The following is a 22720-nucleotide window of genomic DNA, read 5'->3' on the forward strand; positions in this document are numbered from 1 at the left end:
GCATGATCAATCAGGGAAAGCCGTCCCCGCCTTCCGGCTCCCCTGCAAATCAGAAACGAAGGCGACAGATCACGAGCTACAAAAACACGACATCTTCACCCGCTACGGACAGCCGCCCTGCCGAATGCCGGCAGCCGCCAGCTCCCTTGCATGGGGTTGTTTTTCAATATTTTGGCCGCGCACCTGCGGTGGCGGGTTCGCCCTACACCCCGAGATACCGTTGCAGCACGTCAGGCTGTGCCGTGATCTCCTGCGCGGGCCCTTCATGGACGATGTGTCCGTTGTTGATGATGTAGATGCGCTGCGCGAGCGCCAGCGTCGCGGCGAGGTTCTGCTCGACCAGCACGATGGTCTGTCCGGCCTCGGCGAGATCGCGGCACGCCTTCATCAGGTCGCGCACGATCACCGGCGCCAGCCCCTCGAACGGCTCGTCGAGCAGGATGATCTTGGGATCGCGTACCAGAGCGCGTGCGATCGCCAGCATCTGCTGCTCGCCGCCCGAGAGGTCGGTGCCGCGATTGCCGCGCCGCTCGCGGAGCCGCGGAAACATCTCGTAGATGCGCTCGAGCGGCCAGCGCTGCGAAGCGGTCAGGCCGGCGATCACGAGGTTCTCCTCGACGCTCAGGCTGCCGAAGATGCGGCGCTCCTCGTGAACCAGCTGCATGCCGGCCTGCGCGATCTTGTGGCTCTTCTTGCCGGCGATGTCGATGCCGTCGAACCTCACCGAGCCGCGGCGCGGGGTGACGACGCCCATCAGGCTCTTCAGCGTCGTGCTCTTGCCGGCGCCGTTGCGGCCGAGCAGCGCCACCACCTCGTTGCGCTCGACGCGCAAGGAGACGTCGAACAGGATGTGGGAGTCCCCGTAATAGCTGTTCAGTCCGCTAACCTCGAGCAAACTCATGCAGCGAGCACTCCATGCACGCCGCCAAGATAGGCTTCCTGGACGGTCGAATTGTTCTTGATCTCTTCCGGCGTTCCCTCGACCAGCACGCGGCCTTCCTGCAGCACGGTGACGCGCTCGGCGAGCTCGAACAGCGCATCCATGTCGTGATCGATGATGATCATGGTGCGGCCCTGGCTGATCGATTTCAGCAGCTTCACGGTCTCGACGCGCTCGCGCGGGCTCATGCCGGCCAGCGGCTCGTCGAGCAGCAACAGGCTGGGCGATGTCGCGAGCGCCAGCCCGATCTCGAGCCGCCGCTTCTCGCCATAGGCGAGCTCGGAGACCGGCGTATCGGGCCGCGAGGTGAGATTGACCAGCTCAAGCGTCTGTTGCACGCGCTCGGACAGGCCGGGGATGCTGTCGATGCTGCGGAACAGGTCGAGCCTGAACTTGCCGCGAAGCCCCGACAGCGCCGCGATCACCAAATTCTCGCGCACGGTCAGCCCGGCGAACAGTTGGTTGACCTGGTAGCTCTTGGTCAGGCCGAGCTGGCAGACGTCGGTGACGTTCATGCCGGTGATGTCGCGGCCCTCGAACAGGATGGTGCCAGAGGTCGGGTGCACCTCGCAGGTCAGCATCTTGAAGAAAGTCGACTTGCCGGCGCCGTTGGGGCCGATGATGCCGCGCAGCTCGCCGTGATTGACCGTGAAGTCGATGTCGCTGTTGGCGAGCAGGCCGCCATAGCGTTTGGTCAGGCCTTTGGCCTGGAGGATCGGACCCGAGGGACTGCCCGCGGGCCGCGGCCGCACCGGCGTCGGCGCAGCCGCGGCGATCGCGGCGTGCGGCGTGCTTGCGACGGCGACCACCTCCGGCTCGCTCTCGTCCGGCTCGCGCACGCCGCGCTGTCCGGTCAGCAGGCCATAGAGATCGGCGAGCCCGCCGATGATGCCGCGGCGCAGGAAGCACACCAGCAGCACGAACACGACGCCAAGCACGAGCTTCCAGGCCGCGCCGAGCCCGAGTGCTGCCTGCAGGAAGTCCTGCAGCGACAGCCACACCGCGGCGCCGACCAGCGGCCCGAACAGCGTGCCGCGGCCGCCGATCGCGGTCTGCATCACGAGCTGGCCCGAGGTGTCGAAGGTGAAGGCGTCGGGCGGCATGAAGGCTTGCAGCACGCCCAGGAGACCGCCGGCAAAGCCGGCATAGGCGGCGGCGATCACGAAGGCGGTCAGCTTGTAGCCGTGGATGTTGTGGCCGACCGCGGTCGCACGCAGTGGATTGTCCCGGATCGCACTGAACACGGCGCCGACCGGCGAGCGCACGATGCGCAGCGCGATCACGACGCCGATGAAGTAGCACAGCGCCAGGAACTGGTAGAGCGACCAGCCGGTGGTGAAGTGCAGCGTGGTGAAGCCGAGATTGAAGCTCGGGGTCGGCACGCCCGGCAGCCCGTTCTCGCCGCCGGTGAAGTCCGACAGCGGATTGAACTCGACGAAGAAGAACACCTCCGCGATCGCGACCGTGATCATCGCGAAGTAGATGCCGGTGCGGCGCAGCGCGATCAGGCCGATCAGGTAGCCGGTGGCGGCGGCGGCGATCATGCCGATGACGAGCGCGAGCGCGACATACGGGAAGCCGGCGCGGGTCAGCAAATAAGCGGCGACGAAGCCGCCGGTGCCGTAAAAGGCCGATTGGCCGAACGACAGCAGGCCGGTGAAGCCGAACAGGATGTCGAAGCCGAGGCCGAACAGGCCCCAGACCAGGATCCGGTTCACCGTGTTGGGCGCGAAGCCGAGCCACGGCAGCACGAAGGGCGCGAGGACCAGGCCCGCGGCGGTCAGGAATTCGATCAGGTATGGGCGCTGCTTCAGCATTTGGGATCCGTCGTCATTCGCGGCCCTGCGTGCCGAGCAGGCCATGCGGTCGGAGCACGAGCACGAGCGTCATCGCCGCGAACAGCATGACGTAGGCGTAACCGGGGTTGAACATCGAGGTGATGCTGATGATCTCGCCGGCGATCAGCCCGCCGAGGATCGCGCCGGGAAACGAGCCGACGCCGCCGATCACCACCACCACGAAGGTCTCGACCAGGATGTCGTCGCCGACACCCGGCGTCAGCGACACCACCGGCGCGTTGATGATGCCGGCGAAGCCCGCGGCCATCGCGCCGATGCCGAACACGATCATGAAGACGCGGTAGACGTTGATGCCGAGCGAATCGACCATCACCGAATCCTCGATGCCGGCGCGCACGATCATGCCGAGCCGGGTGCGATAGAGGATCAGGAACAATCCGCCGAGCGCGACCGCGACGATGCCGACGACGGCGAGCCGGTAGGTCGGGTAGAACAGGAAGCCGAGCGAGGTGATGCCCTGCAGCAGCGCCGGTGGCGGCACCACCTGCGACTGGCTGGTGAAGATCAGCCGGACGATCTCGACGAAGCAGATGCCGAGGCCGAAGGTCACCAGCAGCTGGTCCTCATGCGGGCGATGGTAGAAGTGGCGGATGATGATCCGCTCCATCGCCACCCCGAGCACCATCACGAACAGCGAGCCCGCGATGACCGCAAGAATGAATGAGCCGGTGTAGGAATAGGCCACGTATCCGGCGTAGCCGCCGATCATGAACATGGCGCCGTGGGCGAGGTTGAGCACCCCGAGCGTGCCGTAGATGATCGTCAGCCCGGAGCTGATCAGCGCGAGCAGCGCGCCGAGCGCCAGCCCGTTGAAAAGTTGCGAGACGAAATTTGGCCAGTTGATCATGGCGTGCGTTCAGTTGGCCCGGTCAATGGAGGATACGTTCCGACACAAAGCGGCGCCGCGGATCGGGTCGCCCCGCCCACGGCGCCGAGTCGTCCCACGTCGATCAGGTGTAGTCGCCGAGATGGCAGCCGAACGCGTCCGGCTTCTGCATGAGGCCGTCGCCGGGGACGATCTCGACCACCTCGTAATAATCCTCCTTGTTCTTCATCTCCTTTTCCATCTTGCCGCGGACGATGATGACGGGGCGGACGCACTGGTGATCCTCGGGACGATAATGCACGTCGCCGACCAGCGAGGGGATGGTCTCGCCCTTCTCATAGGCCTTGATGACATCGGGCGGATAGAAGCTGCCGGCTTCCTCGACCATGCGGGCCCAGTGCGCGAAGCTGACATAGGCGTTCTCGGCGCCCCATTCCGGCTTGTAGCCGAACTTCTTCTCGAAGGTGTCGTTGAACAGCTTGGCCAGCGGATACTTGTCCTCGATGGTCCACCAGTAATCCGTCGCGGCGTAGACGCCCTGCATCAGGCCGCCGGTCTCGCGGGCGATGAACGGCACCTGGTAGGGCACCACGAGCTTCATCCTGTCGAGCACGCCGAACTGCTTGGCCTGCTGCGTCGACAGCACGGCGTCGTGGCCCCAGTTGACGTTGATCAGCACGTCGGCGCCGGAATTGGCGACATTCAGCAGGTACGACGAATAGTCGGGGGCGCCGAGCGGCGACACTTGATTGGTGACCGTCGTCCAGCCCGCCTGGGCGAGGAAGTCCTGCATCGACTTGGTCACGGTGTGGCCGTAGGTGTAGTCCGGCGTCAGGTAGGCGGCTTTCTTGCCCTTGCCGAACTGCTTGATCAGCACCGGCGCGATCGCCGCCGCCGCGGTCTGGCCGAAGAAATTCTGGCGGAAGCCGTAGCGCACGCAATCCTTGCCGGTGGTGTCGTTGGAGCCGGAGATGCCGCAGACGAAGATCACCTTCTCGCGCTGCGCCAGCTTGTTCAGCGCGACCGCGACCGCGCTCGACGTGCCGCCGGTGATCATCACCGCCTTGTTCTCCGAGATGAAGCGCTGCTGCGCCTGCACGGCCTCGTTCGGCTTCGCCGCGGAATCCGCCACGCCGTACTTCAATTCCTTGCCGAGCACGCCCTTGCTGGTCTTCGGCGAGATCTTCTTGATCAGCTCGTGGCCGCTGTTGATGTGCTCGATCGCGAGCTGATAGCCCTTCAATTCATCCTCGCCCTGCACCGCGTAGGTGCCGGTGCGCGGCACCGAGATGCCGATGAAGGCGGAGGACCCGGACGTGCCGGCGGGAAAGGTCCCGATCGCCGGCTTGTCTTCGCCGAATGCCCGCGATGCGATCGAGGCCGGCAGCACGGTGCCGCCGATCAGGCCGGCGCCGGCTTGCAGCAGGGTGCGACGCGAGACGTTGAATGCGCTGCCCGGCCGAAAATCTTTGGTGCTCATCGCTCGGTATCCTCCAATTATATTGATTGTTGGCGCGCATGTTCATTGGTCGCCGGATCGGATCGATCGGCGGCTGGATGCGCCGGCTGCGATGCAGCAGCCCGTCACAGCTACAATTCCCCACCGGGATATTTAGTCAATGTCACCTTTCGTCGAATCATATCGTCCTACGATAGAATTAATATCGTTCCACGATGTATCGAGGGTTTACCGTCCGGGTGCGGGTCCTGTAAGTGAGGGGGCGATGATCCAGGAGCCTTCAAGTCGCAGCGCAAATACCGCGGAGCACGCCGTCACCGCGGACGGCGGCGCCGAGCCATCGGGCGGCCTGAGCATCCGCGCGATGAACGTCCTGAAGGAGTTGTCGGTGGAACTGACCGACGACGTGCCGCCGAAGGTCGGCTGGACGCCGCCGGACGATCTGCTGCGCCTGCTCACCGCGCGCCATCTTGCGACGGCGCGAAATTGCGGGCGGCAGACCATGCGCGAGATCATCGATTGGGCCGCCTCGCGTGGGATCTCGATCCCGGCGCCGCATCATACCGGCAAGTCGCTATCCGAAGTCTGGGGTGGCCTGGTCGAGCGGGCCTCGGCCGGGCATCTCACCAAGAGCGAGATCACCGAGGCGCTGGAGAAGTCGATCCGCCGCCGCAGCCCGCGGATTCCGGTCGCCTTCCAGATCGTGCTCCTGAAGATATTGAGTTCGAGCTACGATCACTGGCCGCAGCCGTGATCTTGCCGGACGGCTCGGCGCGACAGTCAAACCGTTGAAAACATAAGTGCAAAGGCTGCCGGTAGGATGGTCCGCCCGGCTCGGGCTTGCTAGCGTCGCGCAGGCTTCTGCCGTCCGGCGGAGCGAACCAGCGACGGGACGACGGCATGCCTCAAGCCAAGCAGCGACGAACGCCAGGCACGACCGCGAAACGAAACGCGGTGGCCGCGACGGTGGACTACCGGGCCCTGGCGCAGTTTCGCTTCGAGCTGCGGACGTTTCTCGCGTTCAGCGAAGAGGGGGCCCGCAAGGCCGGGCTGACGCCGCAGCAGCATCAGGCGCTGCTCGGGATCAAGGGCTTCGTCGAGCCCGGCCCTCCCAGCGTCGGCGACATCGCCCGGTTTCTGCTGATACGGCACCATTCCGCCGTCGAATTGATGAATCGCATGGCCAAGCTCGGGCTGATCAGCCGGGTCACCGATCCCGAGGACGGCAGGCGGGTTCAGCTCAAGCTGACGGCGAAGGGCGAGCAGAAGCTGCAGGCCATCTCGAAGAAGAACATCGAAGAGCTGCGCCGCGCCGCGAGCCCGGCATTGCGCCGCTTGCTGAGATCCTCACCACAGCCCGGCGAGCCGTAAGCGGCCGCGCGCGTTAGAGCGTTTTCGAGCGAAGTGGATACCGGTTCGCGTGAAGAAAACGCGTCAAGACAAAAACCTAGAGTCCCGTTCCGATTCCATCGGAACGGGAAAGGCTCTAGGCCGCCGCGCCCTGCGCAGCGAGCTGCGCGGCCTGGTGCTCCGTGGTCAGCGCATCGATCAGTTCGCCGAGCGCCTCGCCCGCGATCACCTGCGGCAGCTTGTAGAGCGTCAAATTGATGCGGTGGTCGGTGACTCTCCCTTGCGGGAAGTTGTAGGTGCGGATGCGCTCGGAGCGGTCGCCGGAGCCGACCTTCTCCTTGCGGTCGGCGGAGCGCGCGGCCTCGACGCGCTGGCGCTCGGCGTCGTAGATGCGCGAGCGCAGGATGTTCATCGCCGACGCCCGGTTTTTGTGCTGCGAGCGGCTGTCTTGCATCATCACCACGATGCCGGTCGGCAGATGGGTGATGCGGATTGCGGACTCGGTCTTGTTGACGTGCTGACCGCCGGCGCCGCCGGCGCGCATGGTTTCGATCCGCAGATCCGTGTCCTTGATGTCGACGTCGACGTCCTCGACTTCGGGCAGCACGGCGACGGTTGCGGCCGAGGTGTGGATGCGGCCCTGCGTCTCGGTGTCGGGCACGCGCTGCACCCGGTGCACGCCGGATTCGAATTTCAGCTTGGCGAAGGCGCCGCGGCCCTGCACCTCGGCGATGATTTCCTTGTAGCCGCCGACGGTGCCCTCGCTCGCCGAGATCACCTCGACCTTCCAGCCCTGCAAGGCCGCGAAGCGCTCATACATCCGGAACAGGTCGCCGGCGAACAGCGAGGCCTCGTCGCCACCGGTGCCGGCGCGGATTTCCAGCATCACGTTGCGGTCGTCCATCGCATCCTTCGGCAGCAGCGCGATCCGGATCTGCTGCTCGAGCTCGCCGATGCGCGCCTGCAACGTCTCCAGCTCGGCCTCCGCCATGCTGCGCATCTCGGCGTCGGTCCCCGCGTCCGCCAGCATCGCCTCGGTGTCGGCGAGTTCGGTGCGAGCGGAGCGATAGAGCTTCACCGCGTCGATCAGCGGATTGAGCTCGGCGAGCTCGCGCGTGATCGCAACGTATCGATCGGACTTCACCTCGCCGAGCAGCTCGGCCTCGAGCGAGGCATGATGGGCGAGCAGGACGTCGAGTTTGGCTTCGGGTAGCATGGCGGTATCTCGAATTTGCTGGAGGCGCGAAGGGCGCAAAGGGGCGATAGCGGCGACGGCAGCGTCGCTACAAGGCCAGCCCCTCGGTTTCCGCAAACTTCGTCAGCGCCTCGCGGATCGAGACGCTGCCGACCGGCGCGTCCAGCAGCGGATTGATCATCGCCTCCGCCTTCCCGGCGTCGAGGTCGAGGATCATCGCCTTGACCGGGCCGTGCGCGGTCGCCGACAGCGACAGCGAGCGATAGCCGAGTGCAATCAGCGCCAGCGCGCCGATCGGCTTCGAGGCCATCTCGCCGCACAGCGAGGCGGCCTTCTTCGCCGCCTTGGCCTTGCGCACGATGTCGCGCAGCGCGCGCAGGATCGGCGCCGACAGGATGTCGAAGCGCTCGGAGACCTTGGCATTGCCGCGGTCGACCGCGAACAGGAACTGGAACAGGTCGTTGGAGCCGACCGAGACGAAGTCGACCTTCTTCAGGAGCTCGTCGAGCTGGTAGAGCAGCGCCGGCACCTCGACCATGGTGCCGATATCGATCCGCTCGGGCAGCGAATGGCCGTGCTGGCGCAGATAGGTCAGCTCGCGCTCGACGATCGCCTTGGCCTGATCGAATTCGGCGATGTCGGAGATCATCGGGAACATGATCTTCAGCGCGCGGCCGCCGCCGGCGCGCAGCAGCGCGCGGATCTGGCCGCGCAGCAGGCCGGGGCGGTCGAGGCCGAGCCGGATCGCGCGCCAGCCGAGCGCGGGATTTTCCTCGACCACGGTCTCCATATAGGGCAGCGCCTTGTCGCCGCCGATGTCGAGCGTGCGGAAGGTGACGGGCTTGGAGCCCGCGGCGTCGAGCACAGTGCGGTACAGCGCGAGCTGGTCGCTCGAGCGCGGCAGGTTCGGGCTCACCATGAACTGCAATTCGGTGCGGAACAGGCCGATGCCGGCGCTGCCGGTGTCGTCGATATGCGGCAGGTCGATGGTCAGGCCGGCATTGATCAGGAGCTCGATCGGCTGGCCGTCCTTGGTCACGCAGGGCTTGTCGCGCAGCGCCGAATATTGCGCCTGCCGCCGCGCCCGGAACCGGACGCGCTCGGCATAGGCCGATTCGATCTCGGTCGACGGGCGGACATAGATCTCGCCGGAGATGCCGTCGACGATGATGGCATCGCCGGGGTCGGCGATGCCCGGTGCGTTCGGCACCTCGCCGACCGCGGGAATGCCGAGCGCGCGCGCCACGATCGAGACGTGGGAGTTCGCGGTGCCTTCCTCCAGGACCAGGCCGCGCAGCCGCTTGCGGTCATAGTCGAGCAGCGCCGCCGGGCCCATCGCGCGGGCGATCAGGATGGCATTGTCGGGCAGCTGCTCGCGCGACGGCGCATGGTCCTGGCCGACCAGTTGCCGCATCAGACGATGGCCGAGATCTTCCAGGTCGTGCAACCGGTCGCGCAGATACGGATCGGTCGAGCGCAGCATGCGCGCGCGGGTGTCGGACTGCACGCGTTCGACGGCGGCTTCCGCGGTGAGGCCGGTGGCGACCGCCTCATGCAGCTTGTGCGACCAGCCCTGGTCGTTGGCGAACATGCGGTAGGCTTCGAGCACCTCGCGGTGCTCGCCGCCGTCGGCGACGTCGCCGCGCTCCAGCATGCGGTCGAGGTCGGCGCGCAGATTGGCGAGCGCGGTGTCGAGCCGCTTGATCTCCTTCGGCAGGTCCTCGGCGATATAGTTGGTGATGACGACGCGCGGCTCGTGCAGCACGACATGGCCGAGCGCGATGCCGTCGGAGAGCACTGCACCGGTCTTGTGCAGCGAGTGCCGCGCGGCGGGTTCGGCGCCCGGCTGCGCCAGCGCGGCAAGCTCGCCGGAGGCGATCATCTCCGCCAGCACCATGGCGGTGGTCTGCAGCGCCTCGACCTCTTCCTCGACATAGGTGCGCTTGGCGCGGTTCTGCACCACGAGCACGCCGAGCGTGTTGCCGGCGCGCAGGATCGGCACGCCGAGGAACGAGTGGTAGGCCTCTTCGCCGGTCTCCGGGCGGTAGGCGAAGGCCGGATGGCTTTGCGCGTCGGACAGATTGAGCGGCGTTGCCTCGCTGGCGACGAGGCCGACCAGGCCCTCATGCGCGCTCAGCACGGTGCGGTGCACGGCGTCGCGGTTCAGACCTTCGGTGGCGTAGAGTTCGAGGGTGTTGTCGATGCGCAGCACGTAGCAGGAGCAGACCTCGGCCACCATGTTGGCCGCGATCAGCACCACGATCTTGTCGAGGCGCTCCTGGGCGGAGACTTGCTCCGCCATGGTTTCGCGGAGCCGTCTCAACAGGATGCGTGGGCCTCCCGACGCGCTCCGCATTTGCTTCAGTCCCTCCCCACGAGGCCGGCGCACCGGGCCGGCCGGCCGCTGGCGCAAAACTCGTCAAAAACAACAATTTTAGTCATTCGGCGTGCCGCTCGCGCCAGTTCCCGCCGATTCGCGGTCACTAAAACTGTGCCACAGTTTGCGACAGCCTACCTGACTGGCCGTATAGCCAATCGAGGCTCGCTTTGCCAAGCAAAACGCCTGCCAGTAGCAAATAACGTCTGCGTCAGCCCAATGCTGCGCCCGCTAAGAGAAATTCTAACTCCGGGGCAGGGGTAGTGGAGCACGGCTCCCGCTTCTCCCCGTCATTCCGGGGCTCGCGAAGCGAGAGCCCGGAATCCATTCATCCGCAAAACCCGCGGCCCGATGGATTCCGGGCTCGCGCCAAGAGGCGCGCCCCGGAATCACGGAGGAGGGCCTCCGCCTGCCGTTGACCCCTACGCCTGATCCAGGCCGTACAGCGTGTGCAGCGTGCGCACCGCGAGTTCGGTGTAGGCGGCGTCGATCAGGACCGAGAACTTGATCTCGGAGGTGGTGATGGCGCGGATGTTGATGTTGCGCTCGGCCAGCGCCTTGAACGCCTTCGCCGCGACGCCGGCGTGGCTGCGCATGCCGCTGCCGATCACCGACACCTTGGCGACGTCGGTTGCGGTGTCGAGCCTGATATAGCCGATCTTGGCCTTGGCGGAGGTAATGGTGTCCTTGGCGCGGTTGTAGTCGGCGGCCGGCACGGTGAAGGTGAGGTCGGTGGTCTTGCCGTCCTCCGACACGTTCTGCACGATCATGTCGACGTTGATGTTGGCATCCGCGAGCGGCCCGAAGATCGCCGCGGCGACGCCGGGCTTGTCCTCGATCTGGCGCACGGAAATCTGGGCTTCGTCCTTGGAGAAGGCGATGCCGGTGACGACGTGCATTTCCATGATTTCCTCCTCGCTGCAGATCAGCGTGCCCGGCGGCTGGTTGGCGTGCGGGTCGATATCCTCTGGCTTGTCGAAGCTGGAGCGCACGAAGATCGGCATGTTGTGCACCATGCCGAGTTCCACCGAGCGAACCTGCAGCACCTTGGCGCCCTGTGAAGCCAGCTCCAGCATGTCCTCGAACGCGATCTTGTCGAGCCGGCGCGCCTTCGGCACCACGCGGGGGTCGGTGGTGTAGACGCCGTCGACATCGGTGTAGATGTCGCAGCGGTCGGCTTTCAGCGCGGCTGCGATCGCCACCGCCGAGGTGTCCGAACCGCCGCGGCCGAGCGTGGTGATGCGGCCGGTATCGGGATTGATGCCCTGGAAGCCGGCGATCACGGCGACTTCCTTGCGATCCTTGAAGCGGGTGATGATCTCGGTGCCGTCGATCTCCAGGATGCGCGCCGAGGCATGCGCATCCGAGGTCTTGATCGGGATCTGCCAGCCCTGCCAGGAGCGCGCCTGGATGCCGATGCCCTGCAGCACGATCGAAAGCAGGCCCGAGGTGACCTGTTCGCCGGAGGCGACCACCGCGTCATATTCGCGCGCGTCGTGCATCGGCGAGGCGTCGGTGCACCAGGCCACCAGCTCATTGGTCTTGCCGGACATCGCGGAGACCACGACGGCGACCTCGTGGCCGGCGTCGACCTCGCGCTTCACGTGCTGCGCGACGTTGCGGATACGATCGATATTGGCGACGGACGTACCGCCGAATTTCATCACGAGGCGGCCCATGACGACGCGTCTATTCCTTTAAGAGGATAAGTAGGTTAACCCACGCCGAAAACCGCAAGCGCGGGGACCGAAAGGCGCGTATACATAGCGCCGCGCCCGGGGGCAAGCCGGTTGGTAGGGGTCCATTGCGGTCCCCCGGGGGTGATTTTGGCGGTTGCGGCCGGGCTGTGGCGCAAGGGTGACTAGCGGGTAACTCGAAGGCGGATTGGATGGGACGCTATATCGACGAAATCCTGCAGCCCGGCGAGAAGGTGCTGTATTCCACCAATGCGCACTGGATGTTCTATCTGCCCGCAATCGCGGCCTGGATCGTGGTGCTGGCGCTGCTGATCCTGTCGCGGATGACGACGGTCGAAGGCCTGGTGCTGGCCTGCCTGACGGCCGCCGCTGTGGTCGCGGTCGCGGCGCTGTACTGGACCGGCGCGGCCTGGTTCCACCGCTGGACCACGGAAACCGACGTCACCAATTTCCGCGTGGTGCACAAGACCGGCTTCATCAAGCGCCGCACCTTCGAGATGAGCCTCGACAAGGTCGAGAGCGTCGACGTCAACCAGAGCATCATGGGGCGGCTGCTCAACTATGGCGACGTCACCATCCGCGGCGTCGGCGAGGGCATCGAGACCATCAAGACCATCGCCTCGCCGCTGTCGTTCCGCAATTCGATCACCGCGCGATAGGGGCGCGCGCAATCATGGCACCGCAAACAACTCTTTCCAATTCCTCCGCCAGTTCCTCCGCCAATGCCTCCTCGGGCTCGGTCGATCCGGCCGAGGTCGCGAAGTTCTCGAAACTGTCGGATGAATGGTGGGATCCGCGCGGCAAGATGGCGCCGCTGCACAAGATCAATCCGCTGCGCCTGACCTATGTCCGCGACGCCGCCTGTCGCAAGTTCGAGCGCAACGCCAAGAGCCTGAGCTGCCTGTCCGGCCTGCGCCTGCTCGACATCGGCTGCGGCGCCGGCCTGTTGTGCGAGCCGTTCACGCGGTTAGGGGCCCAGGTGATCGGGATCGATCCGTCCGCCACCAATATTGCCGCGGCAAAGCTGCACGCCGACAAGGGGCATCTGTCGATCGACTACCGCTGCACCACGGTGGAGGAGATGGACGCGCGCGAGCGCTTCGACATCGTGCTGGCGATGGAGGTGGTCGAGCACGTCAACGACGTCGGCGCCTTCATCAAGCGCTGCGCTGTCATGCTCAAGCCCGGCGGGCTGATGGTGGTCTCGACCCTGAACCGCAATTGGAAAAGCTTTGCGCTGGCGATCGTCGGCGCCGAATACGTGCTGCGCTGGCTGCCGCGCGGCACCCATGACTGGAGCAAGTTCGTCACCCCCGCCGAGCTCGAACGCTATCTCGGCGACGTCAACCTCACCATCACCGAACAGGCCGGCGTGGTCTACAACCCGCTCGCCGACAAATGGACCGTCTCGACCGACATGGACGTGAACTACATGGTGGTCGCGGAGGAGGTGTAGGGTACCGTACCCACACAACCGGTGTCGTCCCTGCGAAAGCATGCGAAAGCAGGGACCCATAACCACCGGCCCAATAGTTGGGCGAGGTCAGCGTTCCGATTTGTTGTAGGGTCGGCTGTCCGGCCATCGTGCCCCAAACAGCTCCCTGTGGTTATGGGCCCCTGCTTTCGCCGGGGCGACGCGGAGCTTGTGGCGCGACTGGTGGAGACGTGAGACGCTGTGTCCTCCCGATGGGTGTCGTCCCTGCGAAAGCAGGGACGACGCGGAGCTTGTGGCGCAGCTGGTGGAGATGTGAGACGCTGTGTCCTCCCGATAGGTGTCGTCCCTGCGAAAGCAGGGACCCATAGCCACCGGCCCCAATGATTGGGTGAGGTCAGCGTTTCGAGCATGTACTACGTCTACATTCTCGCCAGCCGACGCTATGGTACGCTGTATATCGGCGTGACGAATTCCGTACAGACACGGCTGGAGCAGCATCGCAATGGCAAAGGCTCCTCGTTCGTCAAGACATACGCCGTCTTCCGCCTGGTCCATGTTGAATCCTATCAGCGCGCCGAGGAAGCCATCACGCGCGAGAAGCAGCTCAAGAAATGGAAGCTTGATTGGAAGATCGAGCTGATCGAGCGTGAAAATCCGGAGTGGCGGGACCTCGACGACCTGCTTGTCTGACCGGCGTGCCACATACTGCTTCCTGTGGTTATGGGTCCCTGCTTTCGCAGGGACGACACCGAGTGTGTGGTTCGCGCGCAATCCAGTCATGCACCGTTCCGGTTGACCACACCAGCCGCAATCGGCACGCTGCGCGCATTCTCCCGCCCGGCACACTTCTCCCACATGCTCACCATCTCCTCGCTCTGGATTCCCTTCACCATCGTCGCTGCGTTCGGGCAGGTGGCGCGCAATGCGATGCAGCGGCAGCTCACCGGGCCGCTCGGGACCTGGGGCGCGACCAATATCCGCTTCCTGTTCGGCCTGCCGTTCTCGGTGGTGTTCTTCGCGCTCGCGATCATCGTGACCGGCGACCCTGTGCCGTGGCCGATGGCGTCGTTCTGGCCGTGGCTGCTGTCCGGCGCGCTCAGCCAGATCGTCGGCACCGGCTTCATGCTGCTGGCGATGAACGACCGCTCCTTCGTGGTGACCACCGCCTATATGAAGACCGAGGCGATCCAGACCGCGATCTTCGGCTTCAGCTTCCTCGGCGATCATCTGACGTCGGCCAAGGTCATCGCTATCGTGATCGCGACCGTCGGCGTCGTCATCACTGCGCTCAGGCCCGGCGGGAAAAAGGGCTTTGCCGATCTGCGCCCGACCGTGCTCGGCCTCGGCGCCGCTGCGGTGTTTGCGATCTCGGCGGTGAGCTTTCGCGGCGCCATCATCGCGGTGCCCGATGTCTCGTTCGTGACGGCGGCCTCCTACACGCTGATGTGGAGCCTGCTCGTCCAGACGCTGATCCTGTCGGTCTATCTCTTGCTGCGCGCGCCCGACGTGCTGCGGAAGATCCTCGGCCTGTGGCGGCCCTCGCTATTCGCGGGCTTCATGGGCGCGTTCTCTTCGCAATTCTGGTTCCTGGCGTTCGCGCTCACCGCCGCCGCCAATGTGCGGACACTGGCGCTGATCGAGGTGCTGTTCGCGCAAGGTGTGGCGTATTTCTCGCTCAAGCAGCCGTTTTCGCTGCGCGAACTGACGGGCATCGTGCTGATCGTGATCGGCGTCGCGCTGCTGATCGCTGCGTAGACTCTTGTTTGACGCGTTTTCTTCACGCGAACCGGTGCCCACTTCGCTTGAAAACGCTTTAGCCTTTTACAGCGATCAGCACCGCGCCAGCCGAGATCAGCGCGATCCCGACCCAGCCATAGGCCGAGGGGCGTTCGCCGAGGAAGGCGGCGCCGAACAGCGCCACCAGCACCACGCTGAGCTTGTCGATCGGCGCGACCAGCGTGGCGGGTCCGAGCTTGAGCGCGCGGAAATAGCAGATCCACGACGCGCCGGTGCCGAGCCCGGACAGCAGCAGGAACAGCCAGCTTTTCGCCGAGATCGGTCCGGACTGGGTGAACTGCCCGGTTGCAAACAGGATCGCCGACAGCGTGATCAGCACGACCACGGTGCGGATCAGGGTGGCGAGATCGGAATTGATGCCCTCGACGCCGACCTTGGCGAAGATCGCGGTCAATGCCGCGAATACGGCGGACAGAAACGCCCAGACCTGCCAGGTCGAGGTCAATTCCGGTCTTCCGGCAGCGTCGGCAGCGGCGAGACCTCGACGCCCTCGTCGATCAGTGCGCGCGCTTCCTCGGGCGAGGCCTCGCCATAGATCGGCCGATGCTCGATATCGCCGTAATGCATCTTGCGCGCCTCGTTGGGGAAGCGGTCGCCGACGTTGTCGGCGTTCTTCACGATGTGGTCGCGCAGTTCCTTCAGCTTGCTGCGCAGCTCGCGCTCCTGCGCCATCATCAGCGATGTCGATTCGCTGGGTGTCGTCTCGACGGGCGTCGCCGGCGCCGGCTGGGCCGGTTCGCGGCCCTTCTTGCTGACGACCCGCGGCGCCATGATGGCGCGCTCGACCTTGTCAGAGCCGCAGGACGGGCAATTGATCAGGTGACGCCGCTCCTGCGATTCATAGGCCGAGGAGCTCTGGAACCAGCTCTCGAACTGATGACCTTGCTCGCAGCGGAGCGTGTAGCGGATCATGCCGAACCCCGAACGAGGTGCAGATGCTCCGGGCCGGCCTTGGGGTCGGCGATGCCGAAACGCCTGCCATGCTGCAGCGATGGGATGGTCTTGCGCGCGGTCTCGACCTTGGCGGGATCGATCTCGGCCAGGAACACGCCGGGCTCGACGCCGCCCTCGGCAAGGATCTCGCCCCAGGGGTCGATGATCAGCGAATGGCCGAAGGTCTCGCGCTTGTTCTCATGCAGGCCGGCCTGGGCCGCTGCGAACACGAAGCAGCCGGTCTCGATGGCGCGGGCACGCAGCAGCGTGTGCCAATGGGCTTCGCCGGTCTTGCGGGTGAAGGCGGAGGGCACGGTGAGGAATGACGCGCCGGCTTCGGCGAGTGCGCGATACAGCGCCGGGAAGCGCACGTCGTAGCAGATCGTCAATCCGATCCGGCCCCAGGGCAGGTCGGAGATCACGGCGGTCTCGCCGGGCTGGTAGTTGGCCGATTCGCGGTAGCTCTCGCCGCCCGGCAGATCGATGTCGAACATATGGATCTTGTCGTAGCTCGCGAGCACATTGCCCTCGGGCCCGATCAGGAACGAGCGGTTGACCGCCTTCTCCGGCGAGTAGCGCAATGCCAGCGAGCCGATATGCAGATGGATCTTCAGCTCGGCGGCCAGCGCGCGATACGCCTGCAGCGACTTGTCGTCCTCTTCGCTCGCCAGGTGCTCGAACAGCGCCTTGCGGTTCAGCTGCATCATGTTGCTGACCTCAGGCGTCAGCACATATTTGGCGCCCTGCGCCGCCGCCTCGCGGATCAGCCGCGTCCCCTGTTCGAGGCTCGGCTCAGGCAGCAATCCGGTGCGCATCTGCACCATGGCGGCGGTGAAAATGTTGTCCGTACCCATCAGGCGCCGCCTCCATTGCTGAGCAGGCCGTCGAGCTTGCCCTCGCGATCGAGCGCGTAGAGCTCGTCGCAGCCGCCGACATGGGTCTTGCCGATGAAGATCTGCGGGAAGGTCGACCCGGCGCCGGCGCGATCGTACATCTCGTCGCGATAGGCCGGGTCGCTGGCAACGCTGAATTCGGTGAACGCGGCGTTCTTGCGCGTCAAAAGCGATTTGGCCGCGGTGCAATAACCGCAGCCCGGGCGGGTGTAGATTTCAATGGCAGCGGTCATGGTGCGCTCGGTTGAACTTGAATGACAGATTATATGGGAGCGCGGTGGGTATCGACAACCCGGGCAAACACCAGCACGTCGACCTGCGCGGCTTTGGCGCGCAATAACGCCCGCGCGCAGGCATCGACTGTCGCGCCCGAGGTCAGGACATCGTCGACCAGGACCACGCGGCGGCCCTGGATGTCAGCCTTGCGTTCCTCAGTGACCCCGAATGCGCCCTGCACATTGCTGGCGCGGTCCTTGCGTGACAGCCCGATCTGCTGCTCGGTGGCGCGGGTGCGCCGCAGTGCCTCGGACACCATTTTGACGCCGCTCTGGCGCGCGATCACCTTGGCGAGCGCTCCGGACTGGTTGTAGCGCCGGCTCCAGCCGCGCCGCCAATGCAGGGGAACCGGCACCAGCATGTCGGCGTCCTGTAGCAATTCCTTCCCCGCGCGCGCCATCCAGCGACCCATTGTCGGCGCCAGATCGGTGCGATCCTGGTATTTCAATGCGTGCACCAGCGTGCGCGCGACGTCGTCGTAGCGCACCGCAGCGCGGGCTCTGCTGTAGGCCGGCGGATTGGCGATCGCCTCCATCGACAGCAATTCGGGTCCGGGATCGTAGACGAAGGGAATGCCGAGCCGCGGGCAGAACGGCGGCGCGATGAACGACAATTTCGCCCAGCAGGCCGCGCAGACGCCCTCGCCATGGACCGGCTCGCGGCAGGACACGCACAGCGTCGGCAGCGCGATGTCGAGCAGGAGCCGCGCTGTATGCAGCCAGGCGGCCCCGACCGCGCCAAGCGCGCGCTGAACATGTCCGGCAATGGAGCGTGTCGGTGATGCCTCGGCGTCCATGGCGGACGAGGCTAGCGTTTGAGCAACGCGGGCTCAAGGCGCATTGCCTGCGGCGGCGGTCCGGCGTAACCAGCGCGGATGGCAACGACCCCGGCCACGGCCCCCATTCTGTTCGATCGCGCCTTGCTCGGCGCGCGGCTGGCGCGTGCGCAGGCCGCGGGGGCGGCGACGTTCCTGCTCGAACGCGCCACGGAAGACATGGCGGACCGCTTGCAGGCGGTGTCGCGCAGCTTTTCGGCGGCGGCCGACGTCTGGACGCCGGGGGGACGGGCTCGCGGACGTCCTGCGCCGGCGTGTCGGATCGGTCGATCCGATCGGCTTCGGTGAAGCGGAAGCGCTCGGCCTGGCGCCGGAGTCGCTCGATCTCGTTGTCTCCGCGCTGGCGTTCCAGTTCGTCAATGATTTGCCTGGCGTGCTGGCGCAAATTCGCCGCGCGCTGAGGCCGGACGGGCTGCTGCTCGCTGCGATGCTCGGCGGCGACACGCTGACCGAGCTCAGGCAGAGCTTTGCCGCGGCGGAAGCCGAATGCGAGGGCGGACTGTCGCCGCGCGTCGCGCCGTTCGCCGATCTGCGCGACATCGGCGCGCTGTTGCAGCGGGCCGGCTTCGCGTTGCCGGTCACCGACGTCGACCGCGTCGTGGTGCGCTATTCCAGTGCGTTCGCGCTGATGGCCGATCTCAGGCGCATGGGCGCGACCAATGTGCTGCGCGAGCGACGCCACACCCCGACCCGCCGCGCCACCATGTTGCGCATGGCGCAGATTTACGGCGAGCGCTTCGCCGATCCCGATGGCCGCATCCGCGCCACCTTCGACATCGTCTGGCTGTCCGGCTGGGCACCGCATGACAGCCAGCAAAAGCCGCTCAAGCCCGGCTCGGCGAAAGCGAGTCTGGAGGCCGCGGTGAGGCAGATGAAGCGTTGAGCTGTTAGGGGCGCACGATGCCAAGGCTCCCTCTCCCTTGCGGGAGAGGGTTGGGGAGAGGGGTAGCCCCGGGCGAGATACGAGTGTGATCATCGCTTTCGCAATTCTGCATCCCTCTTCAAGATGCATGCCGAGAGAGCGCGCCGTGTGGCACCCCTCTCCCCAGCCCTCCCCCGCAAGGGGGGAGGGAGCCCCTCCACCGTGTGTCCCTTACGGTCGATCGCCGTCGTCGATGCGATCCAACCTCTCTCACAAGGCGGGCGACGGTTGCTTACACGATTTCGGAATAATGGAATTATGCCGGTGAGTTGCCCGACGTGTCAAGTCGCCGTGCCGAACGCCGGCAGCGGGGGCTACTTTGCATGGGGTTGTTTTCGATATTTCGGCAACGCGCCTTCCCCGCGAGTGGGACAGGCAAAGAAGGTCACAGCAGCAAATCCATCAGATGCGGCAGCAGCGGGATGTCGGCCGGCGGCATCGGGTAGTCGCGCAGCTTGCCCGCGCGCACCCAGGCGAGATTCTGGCCCTCGCGCGCCACCGCCATGCCCTCCCAGCGCCGGCAGATGTAGAGCGGCATCAAGAGATGGAAGCTCTCGTAGGCATGGCTGGCGAAGGTCAGCGGCGCCAGGCACGGCTCGCTCACGGTGATGCCGATCTCCTCGTGCAGCTCGCGGATCAAGGTTTGCTCCGGCCGCTCGCCGGGCTCGATCTTGCCGCCGGGGAATTCCCACAGGCCGGCCAGCGCCTTGCCTTCCGGGCGCTGCGCCAGGAGCACGCGTTTGTCGGCATCGACCAGCGCGCAGGCGACGACGAGGGTCAGCTTGATGTCAGCCATGCGGGGATGTCCCTTCCAATTTGCAAGCTTTCATTAACCAGCAACGCGCCGCCAGCCAAACGATTTGTGCCCGCGCGCCTTTTCTGCGCTCGCGATAAGTTGGCCTTAATGCGCAGCCGGCAGGGTGAGGCTTCCGATTTATTTGCCCATCATTTTCTTTGCCGACATAACCATGCGCACCTTGCTCCAGACCGTCAGCCGTTTCAGCCGCGATCGCTCCGGCAACATCGCGATGATCTTTGGCCTCGCCTTGCTACCGCTGCTCGTCGCGGTCGGATCCGCGGTCGACTATTCCCGCGCCAACCAGATCCGCAGCAAGTTGATATCCGCCGCCGACGCGGCGAGCGTCGGATCGATCTCCAAGTCCTCGCCCGGCTTCATCGCGGCCGGCGCCATGACCTCGGACGGCGAGATCTCGGCGGGAGAAGCCGATGCGAGGAAGATCTTCAACGGCAACATCTCCAACCAGAACGGCTTCACCCTGACCGGCGTGACGCCGACCATGACCAAGAGCGGCGGCACCATCACCTCGACGGTCACGTTCACGGCCGACGTCCCGACCATGTTCCTCGGCGTGATGGGGCGTAGCAAGGTGAGCGTGTCCGGCACGTCGACCTCGACCGCGAACATGCCGCTCTATATCGATTTCTATCTGCTGCTCGACAATTCGCCGTCGATGGGAGTTGCGGCGACACCCGCCGACGTGACCAAGATGGTCAACAACACGCCGGACAAGTGCGCATTCGCCTGCCACGACTACAACGATTCAAACAACTACTACAATCTCGCCAAGACGCTTGGCGTGACGACGCGGATCGACGTGCTGCGTAGTGCGACCCAGCAGCTGATGGATACGGCCGCGACCACCGCGACCTATTCCAGCCAGTACCGGATGGCGATCTACGATTTCGGCGCTTCGTCGGCGACGATCGGCCTGCGCGCGCTGTTCTCGCTGTCGACCAGCCTGTCGAGCGCCAAGACCGCGGCCGGCAACATCGACCTGATGGGTGTCTACGGCAACAACGACGCCTACACCGCCGACAAGGACAGCCAGTTCTCGACGGTGCTTCCGGCCATCAGCAACGCGATCAGTGCGCCCGGCGCCGGCACGTCCTCGGCGCCGATGAAGTATCTGTTCTTCGTGTCCGACGGCGTCGCCGATGAACCCAATTCAAGCTGCCTGAAGCCGATCACCGGCAGCAATCGCTGCCAGTCGCCGATCAACCCGGCGCTCTGCACGGCAATCAAGAACCGCGGCATCAAGATCGCGGTGCTCTACACCACCTACCTGCAGCTGCCGACCAACAACTGGTACATGACCTGGATCGATCCGTTCAATCAGGGCCCGTTCGGTCCGTCGCCGAACAGCCAGATCGCACAGAACATGCAGGCCTGCGCGTCGCCGGGCTTCTATTTCGAGGTCAGCCCGACGCAGGGCATCGCGGACGCGATGAACGCGCTGTTCAAGAAGGCGGTCGCCGACGCGCGGATCAGCAGCTAGGCTCGTGACCGGCTGCCAGGAAGACGGCACCAACCCTGTCATTGCGAGCGAAGCGAAGCAATCCATCTTTCCACGCGCTTGGACAGATGGATTGCTTCGTCGCTTCGCTCCTCGCAATGACGATGGCGTGCAAGCCGCTACGACCGGTAATCGCCGTTAATCGCGACGTATTCCTTGGTGAGGTCGCAGGTCAGCACGCGGTCTTTCGCCTTGCCGAGGCCGAGCGCGACCTTGATCTGGATCTTCGGCGCCTTCATCGCCTCCGACACCTCTCTCTCATTGTAGGACGGATCGCGCGCGCCGCTCTTGGCGACACGGATGCCGTTGAAGGAGATCGAGAGCTTGTCGCGGTTGGCGGGTTCGCCCGCCTTGCCGACCGCCATCACCACGCGGCCCCAATTGGCGTCCTCGCCGGCGATCGCGGTCTTCACCAGCGGCGAATTGGCGATCGACATCGCGATCTTGCGCGCCGACGGCTTGGTGGTCGCGCCCTCGACCACGACCTCGACCAGCTTGCGGGCGCCTTCGCCGTCACGCGCCACCTGCTCGGAGAGGTCAGCGAGGATCTGCTGGAACGCCTTGGTGAACGCCTTCAGCCGCGGGTCGCTGGCGCGCGAGATCTTCGGCGCGCCATTGGCGGCCGCAGCGCCGGTCGCAAAGGCGAGCAGCGTGTCCGAGGTCGAGGTGTCGCCGTCGATGGTCAGCGCATTGAAAGTGTCCTCGACGCCGGCCTTGAGCAGCGATTGCAGAACGCCGGCCGACAGCGGCGCGTCGGTAAAGATGAAGGACAGCATGGTCGCCATGTCGGGCATGATCATGCCGGCGCCCTTGGCCATGCCGTTGATCGTCACCTTGGCCTTGCCGAGCTTGACGGTCGCGGTGGCGACCTTCGGGAAGGTGTCGGTGGTCATGATCGCTTTGGCCGCGTCCATCCAGATATCCGGGGTCGCGGTCTCTGCGAGCTGCGCCAGCACGCCGTCGAACTTGGTGGCGTCGAGCGGCTCGCCGATCACGCCGGTGGAGGCGAGGAACACGTCCGACGTCGAACAGCCGACCGCCTTCGCCGCGATCTGCGCGGTCAGTGCGGTGGACGCCTTGCCGGTCTTGCCGGTGAAGGCATTGGCGTTGCCGGAATTGACCACCAGCGCACGCGCGGCTCCGCCCTTCAGCTTGGCGCGGCACCATTCGACCGGTGCCGACGGGCACTTCGACTTGGTGAAGACGCCGGCGACCGTGGTGCCCTTGTCCAGCAGTGCGAGCAGCACGTCGGTGCGGCCCTTGTAGCGGATGCCGGCGGCAGCGGTCGCAAGCCGCACCCCCGCGATCACGGGCATCTCGGGAACGTCAGGCGGGGCGAGGGGGGAGACGGCGGTGGACATCGGCAAGCTTCCGGCTACGGGGAGGGAAGCGCTGCATAACATCTCGCCGGCTGGAGCGGGAGAGGGCTGCAGCCGTTGTCATGAATCGTTCAAGAAGCGATGACCCGTAGCCCGGATGCAGCGAAGCGAAATCCGGGGCGGCTGTGCCCGCGGATCATCCTGTCCCGGATTGCGCTGCGCTCCATCCGGGCTACAAATCCACCGCAAAAGCAAATGGCCGGGACATGCCCGGCCATCGCAACTTCGATCA

21 protein-coding genes and 1 pseudogene are annotated in these 22720 nt (G+C 65.5%); 8 read left to right on the plus strand and 14 right to left on the minus strand.

The window, feature by feature from the left end; genetic code table 11:
- Positions 1-202: 202 nt before the first annotated feature.
- The 4 genes from AC628_RS31785 to AC628_RS31800 form a co-directional block, all read right to left on the minus strand.
- Entirely contained in the window at positions 203-901 is a 699-nt protein-coding gene (locus tag AC628_RS31785) for an ABC transporter ATP-binding protein (protein WP_074130709.1), read from the minus strand.
- Entirely contained in the window at positions 898-2757 is a 1860-nt protein-coding gene (locus tag AC628_RS31790; protein WP_074130710.1) for a branched-chain amino acid ABC transporter ATP-binding protein/permease, read from the minus strand. The genes AC628_RS31785 and AC628_RS31790 overlap by 4 nt, the downstream gene beginning before the upstream one ends.
- A gap of 13 nt (positions 2758-2770) precedes the next feature.
- Positions 2771-3646: a branched-chain amino acid ABC transporter permease gene (locus AC628_RS31795; RefSeq protein ID WP_074130711.1), complete on the minus strand. Its 876-nt coding sequence runs from the start codon at positions 3644-3646 to the stop codon at positions 2771-2773.
- A 103-nt stretch (positions 3647-3749) separates the two neighbouring features.
- Positions 3750-5105: a substrate-binding protein gene (locus tag AC628_RS31800; protein WP_074130712.1), complete on the minus strand. Its 1356-nt coding sequence runs from the start codon at positions 5103-5105 to the stop codon at positions 3750-3752.
- A 244-nt stretch (positions 5106-5349) separates the two neighbouring features.
- Here AC628_RS31800 and AC628_RS31805 point away from each other — a divergent pair, with 244 nt between their 5' ends.
- The gene (locus tag AC628_RS31805) at positions 5350-5838 is read left to right on the plus strand and encodes a hypothetical protein (protein ID WP_074130713.1); all 489 of its coding nucleotides are present in this window, start codon (positions 5350-5352) and stop codon (positions 5836-5838) included.
- Positions 5839-5984: 146 nt separating this feature from the next.
- Positions 5985-6455 (plus strand): MarR family winged helix-turn-helix transcriptional regulator, encoded by a 471-nt coding sequence (locus AC628_RS31810; RefSeq protein ID WP_074130714.1) that lies wholly within the window; start codon positions 5985-5987, stop codon positions 6453-6455.
- Positions 6456-6570: 115 nt separating this feature from the next.
- Here the strand turns inward: AC628_RS31810 and prfA are convergent, their stop codons facing one another.
- The 3 genes from prfA to AC628_RS31825 form a co-directional block, all read right to left on the minus strand.
- Entirely contained in the window at positions 6571-7650 is a 1080-nt protein-coding gene (gene prfA / locus AC628_RS31815; protein WP_050630712.1) for a peptide chain release factor 1, read from the minus strand.
- 67 nt (positions 7651-7717) lie between these two features.
- Complete coding sequence (ptsP, locus tag AC628_RS31820; RefSeq protein ID WP_074130715.1) at positions 7718-9985, minus strand: phosphoenolpyruvate--protein phosphotransferase; 2268 nt, start codon at positions 9983-9985, stop codon at positions 7718-7720.
- 443 nt (positions 9986-10428) lie between these two features.
- Positions 10429-11685, minus strand: a complete 1257-nt coding sequence (locus AC628_RS31825) for an aspartate kinase (protein WP_074130716.1) — start codon at positions 11683-11685, stop codon at positions 10429-10431.
- Between the two features lie 209 nt (positions 11686-11894).
- Here AC628_RS31825 and AC628_RS31830 point away from each other — a divergent pair, with 209 nt between their 5' ends.
- The 4 genes from AC628_RS31830 to AC628_RS31845 all read left to right on the plus strand — a co-directional run bounded on the left by AC628_RS31830 (position 11895) and on the right by AC628_RS31845 (position 14893).
- Positions 11895-12362, plus strand: coding sequence for a PH domain-containing protein (locus AC628_RS31830; protein WP_074130717.1), 468 nt, complete (start codon positions 11895-11897; stop codon positions 12360-12362).
- Between the two features lie 14 nt (positions 12363-12376).
- On the plus strand, positions 12377-13159 hold the full coding sequence (gene ubiG / locus AC628_RS31835) for a bifunctional 2-polyprenyl-6-hydroxyphenol methylase/3-demethylubiquinol 3-O-methyltransferase UbiG (protein ID WP_074130718.1): 783 nt from the start codon (positions 12377-12379) through the stop codon (positions 13157-13159).
- A 387-nt stretch (positions 13160-13546) separates the two neighbouring features.
- Positions 13547-13828: a GIY-YIG nuclease family protein gene (locus tag AC628_RS31840; RefSeq protein WP_074130719.1), complete on the plus strand. Its 282-nt coding sequence runs from the start codon at positions 13547-13549 to the stop codon at positions 13826-13828.
- Positions 13829-13993: 165 nt separating this feature from the next.
- Positions 13994-14893, plus strand: a complete 900-nt coding sequence (locus AC628_RS31845) for an EamA family transporter (protein WP_074130720.1) — start codon at positions 13994-13996, stop codon at positions 14891-14893.
- A gap of 58 nt (positions 14894-14951) precedes the next feature.
- On the opposite strand, the gene AC628_RS31850 is transcribed toward AC628_RS31845, so the two are convergent.
- Genes AC628_RS31850 through AC628_RS31870 form a run of 5 tightly spaced genes read right to left on the minus strand, consistent with a single transcriptional unit; the run spans position 14952 to position 17833 of the window.
- Positions 14952-15380, minus strand: coding sequence for an EamA family transporter (locus tag AC628_RS31850; protein ID WP_074130721.1), 429 nt, complete (start codon positions 15378-15380; stop codon positions 14952-14954).
- Positions 15377-15847 carry a DUF1178 family protein gene (locus AC628_RS31855; RefSeq protein WP_074130722.1) on the minus strand — a complete coding sequence of 157 codons (471 nt, stop codon included), beginning with the start codon at positions 15845-15847 and terminating at the stop codon, positions 15377-15379. Before AC628_RS31855 ends, AC628_RS31850 begins: the two co-directional genes overlap by 4 nt.
- Positions 15844-16722: a carbon-nitrogen hydrolase family protein gene (locus AC628_RS31860; protein ID WP_074130723.1), complete on the minus strand. Its 879-nt coding sequence runs from the start codon at positions 16720-16722 to the stop codon at positions 15844-15846. The genes AC628_RS31855 and AC628_RS31860 overlap by 4 nt, the downstream gene beginning before the upstream one ends.
- Entirely contained in the window at positions 16722-16994 is a 273-nt protein-coding gene (grxC, locus tag AC628_RS31865) for a glutaredoxin 3 (protein ID WP_074130724.1), read from the minus strand. The genes AC628_RS31860 and grxC overlap by 1 nt, the downstream gene beginning before the upstream one ends.
- 29 nt (positions 16995-17023) lie before the next feature.
- Positions 17024-17833 (minus strand): ComF family protein, encoded by an 810-nt coding sequence (locus tag AC628_RS31870; RefSeq protein WP_074130725.1) that lies wholly within the window; start codon positions 17831-17833, stop codon positions 17024-17026.
- Positions 17834-17911: 78 nt separating this feature from the next.
- Between AC628_RS31870 and AC628_RS31875 the strand changes: the two are divergent.
- A pseudogene (locus tag AC628_RS31875) lies at positions 17912-18755 on the plus strand (methyltransferase domain-containing protein).
- Between the two features lie 424 nt (positions 18756-19179).
- Here the strand turns inward: AC628_RS31875 and AC628_RS31880 are convergent.
- Entirely contained in the window at positions 19180-19590 is a 411-nt protein-coding gene (locus AC628_RS31880) for a (deoxy)nucleoside triphosphate pyrophosphohydrolase (protein WP_074130726.1), read from the minus strand.
- Positions 19591-19762: 172 nt separating this feature from the next.
- Here AC628_RS31880 and AC628_RS31885 point away from each other — a divergent pair, with 172 nt between their 5' ends.
- Positions 19763-21091, plus strand: a complete 1329-nt coding sequence (locus AC628_RS31885) for a TadE/TadG family type IV pilus assembly protein (RefSeq protein WP_074130727.1) — start codon at positions 19763-19765, stop codon at positions 21089-21091.
- A 137-nt stretch (positions 21092-21228) separates the two neighbouring features.
- On the opposite strand, the gene argJ is transcribed toward AC628_RS31885, so the two are convergent.
- Positions 21229-22470: a bifunctional glutamate N-acetyltransferase/amino-acid acetyltransferase ArgJ gene (gene argJ, locus AC628_RS31890; RefSeq protein WP_074130728.1), complete on the minus strand. Its 1242-nt coding sequence runs from the start codon at positions 22468-22470 to the stop codon at positions 21229-21231.
- Between the last annotated feature and the right edge of the window lie 250 nt (positions 22471-22720).

It is taken from the genome of Bradyrhizobium sp. NAS96.2, from assembly GCF_001908235.1.
In the GTDB taxonomy this organism is placed as follows: Bacteria; Pseudomonadota; Alphaproteobacteria; order Rhizobiales; family Xanthobacteraceae; genus Bradyrhizobium.

Coding starts and splice junctions, on each gene's coding strand:
- AC628_RS31785 (WP_074130709.1), bottom strand. CDS start 901: ATGAGTTTGCTCGAGGTTAGCGGACTGAACAGCTATTACGGGGACTCC.
- AC628_RS31790 (WP_074130710.1), bottom strand. CDS start 2,757: ATGCTGAAGCAGCGCCCATACCTGATCGAATTCCTGACCGCCGCGGGC.
- AC628_RS31795 (WP_074130711.1), bottom strand. CDS start 3,646: ATGATCAACTGGCCAAATTTCGTCTCGCAACTTTTCAACGGGCTGGCG.
- AC628_RS31800 (WP_074130712.1), bottom strand. CDS start 5,105: ATGAGCACCAAAGATTTTCGGCCGGGCAGCGCATTCAACGTCTCGCGT.
- AC628_RS31805 (WP_074130713.1), top strand. CDS start 5,350: ATGATCCAGGAGCCTTCAAGTCGCAGCGCAAATACCGCGGAGCACGCC.
- AC628_RS31810 (WP_074130714.1), top strand. CDS start 5,985: ATGCCTCAAGCCAAGCAGCGACGAACGCCAGGCACGACCGCGAAACGA.
- prfA (WP_050630712.1), bottom strand. CDS start 7,650: ATGCTACCCGAAGCCAAACTCGACGTCCTGCTCGCCCATCATGCCTCG.
- ptsP (WP_074130715.1), bottom strand. CDS start 9,985: ATGCGGAGCGCGTCGGGAGGCCCACGCATCCTGTTGAGACGGCTCCGC.
- AC628_RS31825 (WP_074130716.1), bottom strand. CDS start 11,685: ATGGGCCGCCTCGTGATGAAATTCGGCGGTACGTCCGTCGCCAATATC.
- AC628_RS31830 (WP_074130717.1), top strand. CDS start 11,895: ATGGGACGCTATATCGACGAAATCCTGCAGCCCGGCGAGAAGGTGCTG.
- ubiG (WP_074130718.1), top strand. CDS start 12,377: ATGGCACCGCAAACAACTCTTTCCAATTCCTCCGCCAGTTCCTCCGCC.
- AC628_RS31840 (WP_074130719.1), top strand. CDS start 13,547: ATGTACTACGTCTACATTCTCGCCAGCCGACGCTATGGTACGCTGTAT.
- AC628_RS31845 (WP_074130720.1), top strand. CDS start 13,994: ATGCTCACCATCTCCTCGCTCTGGATTCCCTTCACCATCGTCGCTGCG.
- AC628_RS31855 (WP_074130722.1), bottom strand. CDS start 15,847: ATGATCCGCTACACGCTCCGCTGCGAGCAAGGTCATCAGTTCGAGAGC.
- AC628_RS31860 (WP_074130723.1), bottom strand. CDS start 16,722: ATGGGTACGGACAACATTTTCACCGCCGCCATGGTGCAGATGCGCACC.
- grxC (WP_074130724.1), bottom strand. CDS start 16,994: ATGACCGCTGCCATTGAAATCTACACCCGCCCGGGCTGCGGTTATTGC.
- AC628_RS31870 (WP_074130725.1), bottom strand. CDS start 17,833: ATGGACGCCGAGGCATCACCGACACGCTCCATTGCCGGACATGTTCAG.
- AC628_RS31880 (WP_074130726.1), bottom strand. CDS start 19,590: ATGGCTGACATCAAGCTGACCCTCGTCGTCGCCTGCGCGCTGGTCGAT.
- AC628_RS31885 (WP_074130727.1), top strand. CDS start 19,763: ATGCGCACCTTGCTCCAGACCGTCAGCCGTTTCAGCCGCGATCGCTCC.
- argJ (WP_074130728.1), bottom strand. CDS start 22,470: ATGTCCACCGCCGTCTCCCCCCTCGCCCCGCCTGACGTTCCCGAGATG.